This window comes from Flavobacterium wongokense, assembly GCF_021608265.1.
In the GTDB taxonomy this organism is placed as follows: Bacteria; Bacteroidota; Bacteroidia; order Flavobacteriales; family Flavobacteriaceae; genus Flavobacterium; species Flavobacterium wongokense.
Genome location: NZ_JAKIHP010000002.1, coordinates 383846 through 400043, shown reverse-complemented (window position 1 = coordinate 400043; position 16198 = coordinate 383846). Strand labels below are relative to the sequence as shown.

General features: G+C 37.6%; 16 protein-coding genes. 4 read left to right on the top strand and 12 right to left on the bottom strand.

What is annotated here, in order from left to right; translation table 11 throughout:
• Positions 1-19 precede the first annotated feature (19 nt).
• The 11 genes from L1S31_RS07895 to L1S31_RS07845 form a co-directional block, all read right to left on the bottom strand.
• A complete protein-coding gene (locus L1S31_RS07895) occupies positions 20-799 on the bottom strand; it encodes an MlaD family protein (protein WP_236464182.1) in 780 nt (259 codons plus the stop codon).
• Positions 800-810: 11 nt separating this feature from the next.
• Positions 811-1557 (bottom strand): ABC transporter ATP-binding protein, encoded by a 747-nt coding sequence (locus L1S31_RS07890; RefSeq protein ID WP_236464181.1) that lies wholly within the window; start codon positions 1555-1557, stop codon positions 811-813.
• On the bottom strand, positions 1554-2390 hold the full coding sequence (locus L1S31_RS07885; protein ID WP_236464180.1) for an MlaE family ABC transporter permease: 837 nt from the start codon (positions 2388-2390) through the stop codon (positions 1554-1556). The genes L1S31_RS07890 and L1S31_RS07885 overlap by 4 nt, the downstream gene beginning before the upstream one ends.
• Before the next feature lie 88 nt (positions 2391-2478).
• A complete protein-coding gene (locus L1S31_RS07880) occupies positions 2479-3012 on the bottom strand; it encodes a mechanosensitive ion channel family protein (RefSeq protein WP_236464179.1) in 534 nt (177 codons plus the stop codon).
• Positions 3013-3042: 30 nt separating this feature from the next.
• Positions 3043-4296 (bottom strand): AI-2E family transporter, encoded by a 1254-nt coding sequence (locus L1S31_RS07875; RefSeq protein ID WP_236464178.1) that lies wholly within the window; start codon positions 4294-4296, stop codon positions 3043-3045.
• A 30-nt stretch (positions 4297-4326) separates the two neighbouring features.
• Positions 4327-4911 carry a Maf-like protein gene (locus tag L1S31_RS07870; protein WP_236464177.1) on the bottom strand — a complete coding sequence of 195 codons (585 nt, stop codon included), beginning with the start codon at positions 4909-4911 and terminating at the stop codon, positions 4327-4329.
• Positions 4904-5830, bottom strand: a complete 927-nt coding sequence (locus L1S31_RS07865) for a geranylgeranylglycerol-phosphate geranylgeranyltransferase (protein ID WP_236464176.1) — start codon at positions 5828-5830, stop codon at positions 4904-4906. The genes L1S31_RS07870 and L1S31_RS07865 overlap by 8 nt, the downstream gene beginning before the upstream one ends.
• 16 nt (positions 5831-5846) lie before the next feature.
• Positions 5847-6374 (bottom strand): KdsC family phosphatase, encoded by a 528-nt coding sequence (locus tag L1S31_RS07860; protein WP_236464175.1) that lies wholly within the window; start codon positions 6372-6374, stop codon positions 5847-5849.
• Positions 6358-7119, bottom strand: a complete 762-nt coding sequence (locus tag L1S31_RS07855) for a Rossmann-like and DUF2520 domain-containing protein (protein ID WP_236464174.1) — start codon at positions 7117-7119, stop codon at positions 6358-6360. Before L1S31_RS07855 ends, L1S31_RS07860 begins: the two co-directional genes overlap by 17 nt.
• Positions 7120-7146: 27 nt before the next feature.
• The gene (locus L1S31_RS07850; RefSeq protein WP_236464173.1) at positions 7147-7449 is read right to left on the bottom strand and encodes a hypothetical protein; all 303 of its coding nucleotides are present in this window, start codon (positions 7447-7449) and stop codon (positions 7147-7149) included.
• Positions 7450-7481: 32 nt separating this feature from the next.
• A complete protein-coding gene (locus tag L1S31_RS07845) occupies positions 7482-8684 on the bottom strand; it encodes a serine hydrolase domain-containing protein (protein WP_236464172.1) in 1203 nt (400 codons plus the stop codon).
• A gap of 217 nt (positions 8685-8901) precedes the next feature.
• Here L1S31_RS07845 and L1S31_RS07840 point away from each other — a divergent pair, with 217 nt between their 5' ends.
• The 3 genes from L1S31_RS07840 to L1S31_RS07830 all read left to right on the top strand — a co-directional run bounded on the left by L1S31_RS07840 (position 8902) and on the right by L1S31_RS07830 (position 13987).
• Positions 8902-10122 carry an NAD(P)-dependent oxidoreductase gene (locus L1S31_RS07840; protein ID WP_236464171.1) on the top strand — a complete coding sequence of 407 codons (1221 nt, stop codon included), beginning with the start codon at positions 8902-8904 and terminating at the stop codon, positions 10120-10122.
• Between the two features lie 89 nt (positions 10123-10211).
• Complete coding sequence (locus L1S31_RS07835) at positions 10212-12311, top strand: glycoside hydrolase family 97 protein (protein WP_236464170.1); 2100 nt, start codon at positions 10212-10214, stop codon at positions 12309-12311.
• Positions 12312-12331: 20 nt separating this feature from the next.
• Positions 12332-13987, top strand: coding sequence for an MFS transporter (locus L1S31_RS07830; protein ID WP_236464169.1), 1656 nt, complete (start codon positions 12332-12334; stop codon positions 13985-13987).
• 97 nt (positions 13988-14084) lie between these two features.
• On the opposite strand, the gene L1S31_RS07825 is transcribed toward L1S31_RS07830, so the two are convergent.
• Entirely contained in the window at positions 14085-14651 is a 567-nt protein-coding gene (locus tag L1S31_RS07825; RefSeq protein WP_236464168.1) for a hypothetical protein, read from the bottom strand.
• 311 nt (positions 14652-14962) lie between these two features.
• On the opposite strand from L1S31_RS07825, the gene L1S31_RS07820 reads away from it, so the two are divergent.
• Positions 14963-16156 (top strand): M28 family peptidase, encoded by a 1194-nt coding sequence (locus L1S31_RS07820; protein ID WP_236464167.1) that lies wholly within the window; start codon positions 14963-14965, stop codon positions 16154-16156.
• The last annotated feature ends 42 nt before the right edge of the window (positions 16157-16198 follow it).

Genomic DNA, 16198 nt, shown 5'->3' with positions numbered 1-16198 from the left:
TATGCGATTCCCATATCAATTATTTTTTGATTTCCTGTTTTTGATTGGCTTTTGCTTCAGCCTCTTTTTTAGCTTTGTTAGCGGCATCTTTGGCTTTCGCTGCAGCTTCTTCTTTCTTTTTAGCTTCTGCTTTTTCTTTTTTCTTGAAATAGCCTTTTAAAAGGAAGTTGTGTTTAGCGGCTTCCATATTTTCATCTAGTTTTTTGCTGCTGGTTTTTAGGTTTGAGACAGTTTGATCAAGATTGTCAGCCATTTTTTCATCCTTTAGAAGCCTTCCTATTGTTCCTTGCCCGTTATTTATTTTGTGCATAATTCCGACCATATCCTTAGAGGCAACAGCAGCATTGTCAGCCGTTGTTTTTAAGCTCCGCATAATGGCATCTGTTTCAATAGGTTCGACTGATACAATTCTTTGACCTTCTTTTACCATTTTATTTGCGTATTGGCCTTGTGAGATAACAATGACCTTATCCCCAATGATTCCTTCCGATCCAATGCTGGCAATGCTGTTGGCTTTTATGAACTTTTGAACTTCCTTTTTTATCAACATTTCCACTCTTACAGTAGAATCATTTACAATCTGGATGTTATCAATAGTTCCAATATTTATCCCGGAAAATCGCACCGTATTTCCTACCTGTAATCCACTAACATTATGAAAGTAAGTTTTAAGTGTAAAAACAGGGTTGAAAAGGTTTTTTTGCTTCCCGATGACAAAGATGCCAAGCACAAACAATCCAATGCCTATGATTACAAACAATCCTAAGCGGAATTTAAATGCGGGTGTATGTGTTTCCATAACGTATATTTTTAATGGTGTTTTTCATTTTTAAAAAAGGACTGAATCAATTCGTCTTTAGATTTTTCAAATTCAGATAAAGAACCTTCCTTGTATACTAGTCCTTCATGAAGCATTACAATCCTATCAGCAACAGCTCTTACGCATTCGATATCATGGGTAATGATTATTGAAGATGTTTTATACTTCTTTTTGATTTTGTTAATTAGTGCGCTGATTTCATCCGATGTAACCGGATCTAGACCGGTTGTTGGTTCATCATAAAGCATTATTAACGGATCAACAATTATTGTTCGGGCAAGGCTTATCCTTTTTCTCATCCCGCCCGAAAGTTCCGATGGCATTTTATCGATAGCATCAGGCAGTCCAACATTTTCTAAAGCTTCCTCGATTTTGGCATTGACCTGTTCCAATGATAAATCCTTTTTTATCCTTTTTAAAGGAAAAGCAAGGTTCTGCCTTACCGTCATTGAGTCGTATAGCGCACCACTTTGAAACAGGAATCCAATTTTCCTCCGAACATTGTCGAGTTCCTTAGATTTTAGATGATTGATTTCTTCCCCTGTAACAGTTATTTTCCCTGCATCAGCGTCTAATAAACGCACGATGCATTTAATCAAAACTGATTTCCCTGTTCCTGATTTTCCAAGAACGACAAGGTTTTCCCCTTCATATAAATCTATTGAAACATCTTTAAGGACTTCGAGATTTCCAAAATGTTTCTGCAGGTTTTCTATTTTGATAATTGCGTTTTTCATAATAAATCGGTTATTTGAACTGCAATTAAATCGACTAATATTACAAGCAGGGAACCCATTACTACGGCTGCATTTGCTGCAACACCAACACTTTCTGTTCCGCGCCCTGCATTAAAACCTTGATAGCATCCCACCAGTCCAATCACCGCTCCGAAAAAGAACGATTTGATTACAGCCGGAATGAAATCCATAAAATCTACATCGCCAAAAGCCTGTGTAATGAATAAAACAAAACTAACATCACCTTTGATGTTGGAAGCGATCCAGCTTCCCAAAATGCCAAGAATATCGGCATACATTATTAATAAAGGAATCATCAATGTGGTTGCCAAAACCCTCGGAACAATTAAAAAACGTACCGGATTTGTAGAAGAAACCTCCATGGCATCAATTTGTTCGGTTACACGCATCGAACCCAATTCGGCGCCAATTCCCGAACCTACTTTCCCGGCACAGATTAATGCCGTAATAACCGGCCCCATTTCCCTGATTATCGAAATGGCAACCATTCCGGGCAACATGGTAACAGCGCCAAAATCTACGAGGACAGGTCTTGATTGTATCGTTAATACCAAACCAATGACAATTCCAGTTATCGAAATCAATCCCAAAGACCTATTTCCAACAGCATAGCACTGTCTGATAAATTCCTTGAATTCAAATTCAGTTGAGAATGTATTTCGGAAAACATTGACAACGAACAATGCAACATCACCGGAATTTTTTATAAATTCAGTGAATTTGCTTTTATGCGTCAAAGTCTCATCGCTTAAATCGATTGTTTTTTTGTGCGCATACCTTCTGATATTGGAGACAGGTACTATTTTCATCATTTTTTGTTTTCCTACTGGTCAAACAAAGATGAAAACTTTTGTGATGAAAAATATTATAGGAATAATGCTAAAAGTTGTATAATTCACATTAGTCCATGAATTCCTTATCCTCGTCGTACTTAGGTTTAATGATTGAAATGCCTTTTTGAAGCAGTAAATTGTTGGGATACGTAATGCGTTCTCCTTCTGAAGTTTTTAGATAAATATGAAAGGCTTTGATATTTTCAATCTCAGCCTGGATAGGGAAGTCCTTGTCATGAACCAGAATGACATCGCCAATGCGAAACGGGAAAAAGAAGAATAGAATAATGCCCGAAGTGATATTACTTAAAATCGACCATTGGGCAAACATCGCAACACCCACAACTGTCGTAACCGAAGAGAGGGTAATGAAGATGTCCTTTTTTTGAACTCCCCAAATCACAATAATACAAATGAGTGCAAGGATATTAATCAGTATATGGATGTATTTGATAACCAGATTGGTTCTATGTTCCATGATGGAAGATAGTTTCGCATAACGACGGATTAATTTGGCTGAAATAATCCTTAGGAATATAACAAAGGCTAAAACAATTGCCGTTGCAATAACTTCTTTGGTTAAACTGGAAAAGAATGACATGGTTTTTTATGTAAAAATACTCAAATAAAACTATTTGTCAATAGGCGTTTCAGTGTTATTGTTATCGTCTGAAATGATTGGCGGAACAATTTCAGCGGTGACATCAGTGGTCTGCACGGTTTCCTTTATTGGTTCCGGTTTTATGATATCAGTGGTTACATCCAGCTCGGTTGTAGTACTTTGATAGCTGTATCTTGGAATCCTGATTTTATGCCATTCATAGGTTTTGGGTAAATCGTCGCCAAATAAATAACCCCAGGGTTCCAGAGTATCAATCCTGTCGAAAATCACTTTAATGATGGCAATTATAGGAATTGCAAGGAACATTCCGGTGATTCCGCCCCAAGCGTTTCCAATGATAATTCCGATAATGGACACAATTGCATTAATCTGGACTTTTGAATTTACAAATACCGGAACGAGTATGTTGTTATCAATAAACTGTACAATGATATTCACCACAATCACACCCACCACAATTGAAAGATCTGTTGAGCCTGAAAGTGAAACTGCTATACTTAACGCACCGGCAAACAAAATCCCGATATAAGGAACGAGGTTTAAGATTCCGGTTATGATTCCGAGTAAGATGAAATATTCAACGCCTATGAAATACAATCCGATTGTAGTCAGCACCGAAACAGCAACCATTTCAAACAGTAGGCCTGTGATATAACTCTGCACTGCAATCTTTATCTGGTATAAAACTTCACGGAGTTTTTTATGGTTTTCCGGCTTTACCACTTTGGTTAAAAAGGTGACAATATGGGTTTGATAATATAAAAAGAGGAAGGTGTAAATAGGAACCACAACAGCATTAAACAATATGTCAGCAAAAGAGGTTAGGGTTGTGCCCACGATTTCCTTTCCTGAAGTTATGCTGTCGCTGGTAGCCTGTGTAATGATTTCGTTTTGTTCTTTTTTGCTTAGATGGAAGTTATCCCGTATCATTTGCTGAAAATGCTCGATATGGAATAAAAAGTTCCTTTTTATTTTTCCCCAATCGCTTGCCATCTCACTTATCTGTATGGATAAGAAATAGAAGAGTCCCAAAAAAATCGTTACAAATAAAGTAATGGCAAAAACCACGGCAATAATGTGTGGAAAATGGAGTTTCTTGATTAGAAAATTCACAACAGGACGAAGCATTATGGCAAAAAGCAAGGCTAATAATACCGGAGAAATAATCTCATTCCCGAAATAAAAAATAACAAAAATGGAAATTAAACAAACTAAGATGACTGTGAGTTTAATGTAAAATGGAAATTTTGCGGTTTCAGGCATAGCAGTTTGTTTTTAGTAAAGTTACTGTTTTCAAATATAGTTATTCAAAAACTGATAGACTTTTTCTGTCGGAAGGCCAACCACATTGGTATAGGAACCATCAATCCGGGTGATGCCCACCAAACCAATCCATTCCTGAATGCCGTAAGCGCCAGCTTTATCAAAAGGTTTGTAATTGTCCAGATAATAACGGATTGCCTCATCTGAAAGCTGATTGAATGTTACTTTGGTGACATCAAAAATAGTATCGGTTTTGTCTGTGGTTTTAAAACAAACCGAGGTAATCACTTCGTGCGTTTGATTGGATAAAGACCTTAAAATATTGAACGCATCATCATAGTCCTTTGGTTTGCCCAACGCTTTGTTTTGCAACCAAACGATGGTATCGCTGGTAACCAGGATTTCGTTCGGATTCAATTCGCTTTCAAAAGCGCTGGCTTTGAGTTCGGCCAAAAAATTAGTGATTTCAGCACCTTGTAAATTATCGGGATAAATTTCTTCGATGTCTTTTAAACGTATTTCAAAATCCAAATCCAAATCCTTGAAAAACTGCTGCCTTCTGGGCGAACCCGAAGCCAGGATAATTTTATAGTCCTTGAATTTGTCCTTAAGCATTGAGATGTATGTTTAGTGTAATTACCAAAACCGAAAGTATACCAAAGAAAATGACCCATTTTAAAACAGAACTTAGCAGGTGGAATTCCTTTTTTGATTGGGCATTCCAAATTTTAACCAAAAAGAAAATCATTGGTGAAACCACAAAAATCAGCGCGTAAACCACAGCGTAATAAAGATGGTAATCCATCAAATAGGTATTGACATACCAAAGCAAAATTAAGGTAGCAATGATGCCCAGGCCAAAGATGACTTTTGAAGTCCGGCTGACACCAATGGCAATTGGTAACGTGCTCATTCCTTGATTGTAATCGCCATCTACATCTTCCATGTCTTTAACGATTTCACGAATTAGATTGATGATAAATGCAAACACAGCATAATCAATCAGCATCGAAAACATCACGCCCATTTCTGCTCTGTTTCCGTCATAGGTTGCCGGAAGTAAATCAAATAATCCAATGATAAGAACACTGAATGACAGCAGCAAAGCGACTATAATATTTCCAACCAAAAGCATTTGCTTCAGGCTTGTCGCATACATGTACAAAGTTGCCGAAACAATGATAAACGCTCCGGTAAAGCTTGGTTTCTGGATTACATTCGACAAATAAAACCCGATTCCAACGCCTAAAACATTCAGTACAAAATACAAATTGTAGGCAGCCTTTTCGGAAATGCTTTTCCCTACAATTACATTATTGGGCCTATTATCATAATCTGTTTCCTGGTCTAAAATATCGTTGATGATATAGCCTGCAGCCGCAATCAACACGGTTGAAAGTACTAATAAGGCGTATTGGAAATGGTTTAACGCCAGCGGAATGTTCTGCAGTTTTAAAAATCCGTAACGGAAAATCAATTGCATGAAAGCAAGAAGCAATAGGTTTTGGTAGCGTATTAATTTTAGGTATTTCATTTGTTAATTGGGTTGTTTAATCGTGTTTGCCATTGTAGTACATATGCCATTTGCCCTGAACCTTCATCACCTGCTCAATGACTTCGCGAACAGCGCCTTTGCCGCCTTTTTTATGCGAGATGTATTTGCAGATAGCCTTGATTTCCGGGCTTGCATCCTGAGGACAAGTCGGCAAACCCACCAACTGCATTACGTGGTAATCAGGAATGTCATCGCCCATGTACAAAACATTTTCAGGATCAATGTTGTATACATCGACGTACTCCTTAAATGTTGCTACTTTATCTGGCGAAGCCAAATGAATATCAGTAATTCCAAGGTTTTTTAACCGAATGCGTACACCTTCGTTATTTCCACCCGAAATGATACAGACATGATAGCCGCTTTCAACGGCAGCCTTCATTGCAAAACCATCGCGAATATTCATGATACGCAGCATTTCGCCTGTTGGTGTTACGTGAACCGAACTGTCGGTCAGGACACCATCTACATCAAAAATAAAGGTGTTGATGTTGTTTAATATTTCCTTATAGCTTTTTCCCATTATCGATGATAGATTTTGTTAGCATTTTATAGATTTCCTTCTGATGGTCATCTGTTAAAAAATTCAGATGTGCATTTATGGTTTGGGTGTCCTTTCGTTTGGCTGGACCGGTTTGTGCTTCTGTTGGTGACAAAGTTAGAATCTTATTCGCCGTTTCCTGTATAAGTGGTTTCAAAATATCGAAGGAAAGTCCGTTTTTATCACAGATTTCGTCGCCAATCTGGTACATGTGATTGGTAAAATTTGATACAAATACCGCAGCAATGTGCAATGCTTTGCGTTGTTCTGAACTGACATTGTTAATCGAATGGGAAACGGCTTTCGCAAGATTTACAAGTTTCTGAAAGTCGGCATCATTCGCAGCTTCAAGGCAAATCGGAATGGATTCGAAATCGACTTCCTTTGATTTGGAAAAGGTCTGCACCGGATAAAAGACGCCTTTTCGGTTTTTGCTGTCTAAAGCTTCCATCGCCAAGCTTCCTGAAGTGTGGACTACCAAATGATTTTCAAAAGGGATTTGTTCTGAAACGGATGCAATGGCATTATCAGTAACTGCAATGATGTTTATGTCAACAGGCTTTAATTCATTCAAATCGGAAACAATCCTGTCAAGGGAAACCAAATGCGAAACCGATTCGGGATTTCGGGCAAATACCTGAACCAATTCGGTTTCAGTGCTTTTACTGAATGCCTGAATAAGATGTTGGGCAACATTTCCGGAACCAATTATCGAGAGTCGAATCATGTGGCTAAATTACCGAAAATTTTAGCATTAGGCAATAGATTCCAATTTAAGATAGTTGTTGACATCTGCCATTACATAGTAAAGAGATGTAAAAGGATTTCTTCCGCTCAACAAAAATCTTTGGGTTTCATTATCTTTAATATCAACGTGGATTACATTTGAGCTGCACCAGTCAATTTTAGCCTCTATCAGGTGTGATCCCGGTTCGATGTCAAATTCCAGTGACTTTCCGTCTTGTATGCTTCCAATTTTTTTGTTGTTGATATAAAGTCCTATCGAGCGGAATTTATTTGCGAATTCAGAAGTTCTTTTAATAATGATTTTAGGCATTGATTCTGGTTTTGTTTTAAGATAAAAATAAATTATTCCTCACCATCATCATTCAACTTGAACGGATAATCGCCAAACAACGAGGCAAGGCGTTTTGTCTGATAGGTTTTATGTGTGTATTTGTTTGATAATACAATCATGGTAACTTTCTCTTTCCTCATATTGATAAAACAGGAAGTGTTTCCGTGCCACCAGCCATTGTGGTAATAGAAAGGCTCGCCTTTGTCCCATTCGATTAGACGTACGCCTAAACCATAGTTTCGGGTTCCTTTGCTTTCGTAGCTGTAACCTTGGTAAACTTTTTTGAGCAACTCTGGGTTCAGGAAAAAAGGAGCATAGCGCGCTTTGTCAAACTTAAGCAAATCACGTGGCGTGGAGTAAATGTTCTTATCGCCATAAATCCCGTCAAGGTAATCAATCCCGATTTCCATGTTGTTTCCTTTGTAAGAAGGAGCAATCATATCGCGGTCTTTGTTAATGTCAAATACAAAGGTATTGGTCATTCCAAGTGGTTGGAAAATCATTTCCTTCATTGCTTCAGGATATTTCAGTCCGGTAACTTTTTCAATAATCAGCGCAAGCATCGCATAATTGGTATTGCAATAGCTGAAATGCGTATCGGTTTTTGTTTCCTGTTGGATTTTTTTATCAACCATAACCTTTACGATATCTTCGTTGGTAAGGGTTTTGTGTTTGTCCCAGTTATTGTTTTCAAAAGTAAAATAAGCGTAATTCCTCATTCCGCTTCGGTGGTTCAAAAGTGTCTGTATGGTAACATCAGGATAAGGGAAATTTTCGATAAGGGTATTTACCTTTTGGTCGAGCTTGATTTTTTTGGCATCAATCAGCATTAAAACTGCAGTCGAAGTCAATACCTTACTTACAGATGCAATGTGCAGCGGCATATTTTTATTGATCATTTCGCCTGTTCTTTTGTTGGCAAAACCCATATAGTTTTCATAAATGATCTGTCCGTTCTTTGCTACCAGAAAGGCTACGTTGTCGTTTTTCTCAGACCACAGTTTTTCAAAAAACCGGCTTACGCCATATTTCTTGTCATCGATAAAGGCTTTGGAAAGTTTAGGCATTTCCTCATGCATCGGTGTCATTACCGGAAGGCCATTTTCGTTGACTTTTACAATTTCCTTTTCTGTTTTTTCCTGTTTGGAACATGAAAAACTAAGGAACAACGTTGATAATAGTAGGAGTGTATATTGGGAAAATCTTGATGTCATTATAATAATCTTGAAAAACAAATATAAGTATTCAATAAAGGTATAAAATTACTTTCGAAGAAAGCTTTCAACAGGTTTTCCACAATGGTTTTTTAACAAACATTTATTAATCGTGACAGACTAATCGTATCAAAAAATAAAGAAATGTTATTTTTATGAAAAAGCTTTGAAATCGATTTCGTTCCGATTACTTTTGGCGTCAAATAAAAATATTGCAATGAAGTTTGGAATTATAAAAGAAAGGAAAAATCCACCAGATAGAAGAGTCGTTTTTACACCGGAAGAACTGGTTCGTTTGAAAAATGAACATCCTGAAGCGGTTATTAAAGTAGAAAGTTCGGATATCAGGGTTTTTAATGATGAGGCTTACAGAAATCTGGGAATTGAAGTGGCAGACGATATTTCGGACTGTGATGTTTTCTTTGGCGTAAAGGAAATTCCAGTTGATTACCTGATTCCGAATAAGAAGTACTTTTTCTTTTCGCATACGATAAAAAAGCAGGTGCATAACCGCAAACTGCTTCAGGCCATACTTGAAAAGAACATTGAACTTTATGACCACGAAACGATTGTTGATGCCAATAACAAGCGATTAATAGGCTTTGGCCGTTATGCAGGGATTGTTGGAGCTTACAATGGCTTTAGGGCTTTTGGAATAAAATACGATATGTTTACCATTCCGAAAGCGGAAACCTTACAGACTAAAGAGGATTTGATTGTTCGTTTGAAAAGGCAGATTTTGCCAAACATTAAAATTGTTTTGACCGGACATGGAAAAGTGGGAATGGGAGCAAAGGAAATCCTTGACGGAATGAAAATCAAACAGGTTTCGCCTGATGATTTCCTAAACAAGGTTTACACACAGCCTGTTTATACCCAAATTGATGTTTTGGATTATAACAAGCGCATCGACGGAACAAAAGCCGATAGCAATAAAGATTTCTATCAGCATCCTGAAGCTTATACTTCAGACTTTGAGCGTTTTTCAAAAGTATCTGATATTTTTATGGCCGGGCATTTCCATGCCAATGGTTCGCCTGATATTTTAACACGCGAAATGCTGAATGCTCCTGACAATAAAATAAAAGTCGTTGCCGATATTTCCTGTGATGTTGATGGACCGATTGCCAGTACTATAAAAGCTTCTACGATTGCGGATCCGTTTTTTGGGTATTTGCCAAGTACCGGAGAAGAAGTTCCTTATTCACATCCGGGTTCCATAATGGTGATGTCTGTGGATAATCTGCCTTGTGAATTGCCAAAAGACGCCAGCGAAGGTTTTGGAGAAATGTTTATGGAGCATGTTATTCCGGCTTTCTTTAATGGTGACAAAGACGGAATCCTGGCTAGAGCCAAAGTAACTGAAAACGGAAAATTGACGCCTCGTTTTGCCTATCTACAGGACTATGTTGATGAAAATGTAGTCTCTGCCAAATAACAATTTAAGTTAATAACTATCTAATAATCCCGATTCGTTCGGGATTATTTGTTTTTAAAAAGTTGCTATATTAGGCAAAAATATTTTTAATGAAAAGAATCACTATAATTGGATTATTGCTTTTAGGATTGCAGTTAGCTGCGCAAAGTGTCCAATCGCCTTCAAAAGAAATCACACTCAACTTTTCTTTTTCTACTAAGGGCGAACCCACTTATGAGGTTTTCTATAAAGGAAAACCAATTGTAAAGAAAAGTAAGTTAGGCTTTAAGTTAAAAGATGGTACCGATTTTACTTCAGGATTCAGTTCAACCACTAATACAATCTATAATATTGATGATACCTGGAATCCTGTATTAGGGGAACAGAGTAGCATACGGAATCGATACAATGAATTGGAAGTTGAAATGAATCAGGAATCAAGCGGCAAGCAGTTGAATGTGATTTTCCGTATTTTTAACGAAGGAATAGCCTTCCGATATGCTTTTCCAAAACAAGCTAAACTGGATTATTTCATCATTTCAGATGAAGTTTCCGAGTTTAATCTGACTGGAGACCACAAAACATTCTGGCTTCCGGGAGATTTTGACAGCCAGGAATATCCATACATGGAAAACAAGCTTTCCGAAATAAGTACTGATAAAATCGATTTGAATAACGGAATTGGCTTGAAGAGCATAGCCGGGAAATATGTGATTCAGTCGCCATTGATGATGAAATCGGCTGATGGTATTTACCTTAATATCTTTGAAGCAGCGGTAGTAAATTATCCGGTAATGCATTTGGATTTAGTGCCAAACGAATTCAAATTAAAATCGCATTTGGTTCCCAATGCCATTGGCGACAAAGCCTATCTACAGGCTCCGTGTGTTTCACCGTGGAGAACAGTTATGATTAGTGATGATGCACGCGATATTGTTGGCTCCAAAATGATTTTGAATTTAAATGAACCCTCAAAAATAACAGACACTTCCTGGATTAAACCTATGAAATATGTTGGGATTTGGTGGGAAATGCATGTTGGGAAATCTACCTGGGATTATGCAGGTTCACAAAACGCCCAAAATGCAGCTGATGGTCAGTTAAAGCCAACAGGCAAACATGGGGCAACCACTGAAAATACAAAAAGATATATTGATTTTGCTGCCAAATACGGATTTGACGGAGTTTTGGTCGAAGGCTGGAATGTGGGCTGGGAAGACTGGTTTGGAAACTGGAAGGAAAATGTTTTTGATTTCACGACGCCTTATCCCGACTTTGATTTGAAGGCGGTAAATGATTATGCCAAATCAAAAGGAATCAAGATGATTATGCATCATGAGACTTCGGGTTCAGTAGCAAACTATGAGCGCCATTTGGACAGAGCGATGGATTTGATGAAAAAATATGGTTATCCTGCTGTGAAATCGGGTTACGTCGGACGGATTATTCCGCGTGGTGAATTCCACGATGGGCAAACTATGGTCAATCACTATAACTATGTAGCGCAGCGAATGGCTGAAAATAAGTTAATGGTTAATTCGCACGAAAGTTCACGCCCTACAGGTTACAGCAGAACGTATCCAAATTACATAGCAGCTGAAGCAGCAAGGGGAAACGAATTCAATGCCTGGAGTGTTGGAAATCCGCCAATGCATGAAACCATTTTACCATTCACCCGATTGCTTGGTGGCCCAATGGACTATACACCGGGAATTTTCGAAATCAAGATGAGTGCTTATGATGCTAAGAAAACAGAACAGGTGCACACGACTTTGGCGAAACAATTGGCATTGTATGTAACGATGTATTCTCCTTTGCAAATGGCTGCAGACTTGCCGGAGAATTATGAAAAGCACTTGGATGCATTCCAATTTATTAAAGATGTTGCTGTGGATTGGCAGGATTCAAAATACCTTGAAGCCGAACCTGGAGATTATTTGACCGTTGCCCGAAAAGATAAGCATTCGGAAAACTGGTTTGTAGGCGCAATCACTGACGAAAATGCCAGAAAATCAAAAATCAATCTTTCGTTTTTAACACCTGGTAAAAAATACAAAGCAATCATTTATCAGGATGGAAAAACTGCTGATTGGAAAAATAATCCAATGAGTTACGAAATCATCACAAAAACAGTAACATCCAAAGATGCAGTTCAATTGAATTTAGCTGCTGGCGGCGGTGCTGCTATTTCTTTTCAACCAATTAACTAACCAACCATTAATTATATTTTATGAGCACAACCAAAACCAATTATCCTGCGCTTTATACCCTGATTACCGTTTTTTTCTTTTGGGGTTTCATCGCTGCAGGGAACAGTATTTTCATTCCTTTTTGTAAAAGCTATTTTCATTTAGACCAGTTTCAATCCCAGTTGGTTGATTTTGCTTTTTATACAGCATATTATGTAGGAGCCTTATTGCTTTTTGCATATGGTAATTTTAGCGGAAGGGACATTGTTGGGAAATGGGGATATAAAAAGAGTATTGTTTACGGATTGTTGTTTTCTGCATTAGGAGCAGGAGCTATGATTTTGGCTGTAGAGTCCAATATGTATACCGGAATGTTAGTCGGATTGTTTATTGTGGCACTTGGATTCTCGCTGCAACAAACTGCTGCCAATCCCTTTGCTATTTTATTGGGTAACCCAAAAACAGGAGCCGACAGGGTAAATCTTGGCGGAGGAATCAATTCATTTGGAACAACAATTGGCCCTATTGTAGTAGCTTTAGCCTTGTTTGGAACAGCGGCTTCGGTTTCTGAAGATCAAATCAAAAATCTTGAATTAAGCAAAGTTGTAATTCTCTATGTTGGTGTCGGGTTGTTATTCATTGCTGCTGCTGGTTTATTTTTCTTTTCCAAAAAGGTACCTGATGGTATTTCCGTTGAAAAAATGGAAAAAGCGAATAAAGCCTTATTGATACTTGTAGTCATGACAGTTTTATTGGCTGCCTGTTTTATCCCGATTTTCAAAACATATCAAACAGACACCTCGAATTTTAGTCCTGCTGATATGGCTGATTTAGAGCAATACAGGATGAACTGGCTTTTAGGAGCTTTAGCAGTTGTAGTCGTAGGGATATTGTTTTCTTATACTTCTGCACAGCAAAAGGCTGAAGGCTGGGGGGCAATGCAATATCCACAGTTGGTTTTGGGAATGTTGGCAATTTTTACATACGTTGGAGTAGAAGTAGCCATTGGAAGCAATTTGGGGAGTTTGTTGAACCTCAAGGAATTTGGAAGTTTGCAATCATCAGACATTGCACCTTACGTTTCGATGTATTGGGGAAGTTTGATGATTGGGCGTTGGGCTGGAGCAATAAGTGTTTTTAACTTAAAAGGCAGTAGTAAAACCATAGCCTTGATTATCATTCCTTTGATTGCATTCGGAATCATTTTAGGGGTTAACATACTTTCAGGTAAGGATATGAAGCCTTTGTATTATTATGTATTCTGTGTTTTGATTCAAATTGGTGCATTCTTCCTTAGTAAGGACAAGCCAGCAAGAACATTGATTATTTTTGGTATATTCGGAATGTTGGCGATGATTGTCGGTTTGTGTTCATCAGGAATGGTTGCCATTTACGCCTTCCTTGCCGGAGGTTTGGCCTGCAGCATTATGTGGCCGGCAATTTTCAGTTTATCCATTATCGGATTAGGGAAATATACTTCACAAGGATCTGCATTTTTAATTATGATGATTTTAGGTGGCGGAATCATTCCTCCAATACAAGGAAAATTATCGGATATCATTGGAATTCATCAATCCTACATCATTACGGTTGTTTGTTTTGCATATCTGACTTTGTTCGCCTTTTTGGTAAGAGGAATTCTAAGAAAACAAAACATTGATGTTGATGCCATAGAAATGGATGAGGCAGCACATTAATCGATTCAAAACATAAAAACAAAAATCCCGCTCAGTATCTTCAACTTTGCGGGATTTTTTCATCAAAACCTAACATCAATCTCAATCTAACCTAACCTTATTTTTTTATTTTATCATCTTCAATTTTTGCTTTTGTACCATCAGCTTTATAATAGTAGTAGTCATTGTCATTGTAGTTTGACGCTGAATAATTGTTATCATAATCGTCATAGTTGTAAGCATAGCCAGAGTTACTGTAACCTTTGATACGTCCAACGGTATCAACGATTTCTCCTCTTCTGTTGTATACAATTCGCATTCCTCCAATTTGAGCCAGTGCAGTTCTGTTGTATTTCATATAAACAGTACCAATTCGGCTTACCCTATCTCTGTTATCATAATTGATAAACGTGTTACCAACTCTTCTTACTCTACCATAACTATCCTGTTCTATACGAACTCCATAATTCTGTGGTCTTCGGGCTTGGGTTGAAGCTCCTCTTTTTCCGGCGGTTTTATAATAATAATCGCCTTGGCTGTCATCTGGTCGAGTGTTGAAATCAAATTCTCCATTTGGAAAAACGAAAAACTCAATTCCTCGCTCAGTAAATGAGATTGGCTCATCAAAGCTCATTCCCGTTCTTTTTTCTTCACCAGAATTTTTGATTATTTCTGATGCGTTCACTGCACTACCAACCAGTAAGATGCTAGCTACTAAAAGTGTAATTTTTTTCATAATCATTCTAATTTGAGTTTTTTGCTTACTCTTTCGATTTTCAGCTTCTTCGAACAAATTCATTTTGTTGTTTGGCATATTTCAAACGTTGTGCCATTGTGCCAAAATAAATTCTTAAGGTTTGATTAATATAAATTAACTCCTAGATTGTCAACAAATTAAAAACCCTTTGTTTATAATTAAATTAATTTAGTGATGATTATCCGGAATGATTTTTTATTACATTTGCCCCGATTTCATATTTAAAATCATATTACCCAATGAAGAAAAACCTACTACAGTTTTCATTTCTTTTATTGTTATCAGTAACAAAAGGCTACAGCCAGGAATACATTCCCTATTATGCTTCTGTGGTTGAACAATGCTCCCAATCGAATATTACCAACAATTTGACAGCATACGAATCCCTTGGACTTAAGAGAAGAGGCACAACTTCTTTGCAGAATACCTTTAATTGGTTAAAAACCAAATACGAAAGTTTTGGCTATACGGCAAGCCAAATCACGGAAGATTCATATACCTATACAGGCTCAAGTGCCATTTGCAAGAATCTTATTGTAACCAAAGTAGGCACAGTTTATCCGAATACTTATGTTATTGTTTGCGGACATTACGATTCGATCGGTGGTACAGGAACCAATGATAACGGAAGTGGATTGGTCTCTATTTTGGAAACAGCCCGATTATTGAGAACCATCCCAACGGAATATTCGATTAAATTTATCAATTTCAGTGGGGAAGAGGATGGTTTGAAAGGAAGCCAGCACTACGTTAGCGCTGTGGTTAATGGAACATCTCCAAAAATGGACATCCGTTTAGTTATCAATTTGGATGAAGTTGGTGGAGTTGCCGGTTTGACAAATGATACGATAACCTGTGAAAGGGATCAAAATAATAATCCTTCGACCAATAATGCGGAATCAGCTTCGATGACAGAGCAGTTAATGACTTGTGTAGGATTGTATTCCCCTTTAAATGCGGAGTTATCTTATGCCTACGCATCGGATTATATGTCATTTCAAAGCAATAATGAAATCATTACCGGGCTTTTTGAAAGCAATGAAACTACACACAAACATACCAATACCGATTTGTTGATTTATATGGATCCTGTTTACAATTATAATGTAGCAAAAGCAACTATAGGTGCAGTTATGCACTTTGCAGTCGCTCCTACGTCGGCCTTGGGAAACGACCAATTCCAAAATGAAGACCAGGTAAATTTCTTTCCGAGCCCTGCAAGCAGCGAATTGAATATCAGTCTTGGCTCATTGAACGAAACCAATTATACTTTTTCATTGATTGATTTACAGGGAAAAATAGTGTTGAATAAGCAGATTGAAAATGCAGGTTTGATTGAAACTTTAGCATTACCCGCTTTATCAAAAGGAATGTACTTAGCGGTTTTGCAAACATCCGGCAAAAGAATCACTAAAAAGATTATTATAGAATAATCTAACTTAGATAAAAAAAGCCTCGAATCAATCGAGGCTTTT

Bases quoted from the DNA above. Each gene is read 5' to 3' on its own strand.
- L1S31_RS07870 (WP_236464177.1), bottom strand. From the start codon at position 4,911: ATGCTTAAGGACAAATTCAAGGACTATAAAATTATCCTGGCTTCGGGT.
- L1S31_RS07820 (WP_236464167.1), top strand. From the start codon at position 14,963: ATGAAGAAAAACCTACTACAGTTTTCATTTCTTTTATTGTTATCAGTA.
- L1S31_RS07855 (WP_236464174.1), bottom strand. From the start codon at position 7,119: ATGATTCGACTCTCGATAATTGGTTCCGGAAATGTTGCCCAACATCTT.
- L1S31_RS07850 (WP_236464173.1), bottom strand. From the start codon at position 7,449: ATGCCTAAAATCATTATTAAAAGAACTTCTGAATTCGCAAATAAATTC.
- L1S31_RS07865 (WP_236464176.1), bottom strand. From the start codon at position 5,830: ATGAAATACCTAAAATTAATACGCTACCAAAACCTATTGCTTCTTGCT.
- L1S31_RS07880 (WP_236464179.1), bottom strand. From the start codon at position 3,012: ATGTCATTCTTTTCCAGTTTAACCAAAGAAGTTATTGCAACGGCAATT.
- L1S31_RS07885 (WP_236464180.1), bottom strand. From the start codon at position 2,390: ATGATGAAAATAGTACCTGTCTCCAATATCAGAAGGTATGCGCACAAA.
- L1S31_RS07840 (WP_236464171.1), top strand. From the start codon at position 8,902: ATGAAGTTTGGAATTATAAAAGAAAGGAAAAATCCACCAGATAGAAGA.
- L1S31_RS07875 (WP_236464178.1), bottom strand. From the start codon at position 4,296: ATGCCTGAAACCGCAAAATTTCCATTTTACATTAAACTCACAGTCATC.
- L1S31_RS07845 (WP_236464172.1), bottom strand. From the start codon at position 8,684: ATGACATCAAGATTTTCCCAATATACACTCCTACTATTATCAACGTTG.
- L1S31_RS07860 (WP_236464175.1), bottom strand. From the start codon at position 6,374: ATGGGAAAAAGCTATAAGGAAATATTAAACAACATCAACACCTTTATT.
- L1S31_RS07895 (WP_236464182.1), bottom strand. From the start codon at position 799: ATGGAAACACATACACCCGCATTTAAATTCCGCTTAGGATTGTTTGTA.
- L1S31_RS07835 (WP_236464170.1), top strand. From the start codon at position 10,212: ATGAAAAGAATCACTATAATTGGATTATTGCTTTTAGGATTGCAGTTA.
- L1S31_RS07890 (WP_236464181.1), bottom strand. From the start codon at position 1,557: ATGAAAAACGCAATTATCAAAATAGAAAACCTGCAGAAACATTTTGGA.
- L1S31_RS07830 (WP_236464169.1), top strand. From the start codon at position 12,332: ATGAGCACAACCAAAACCAATTATCCTGCGCTTTATACCCTGATTACC.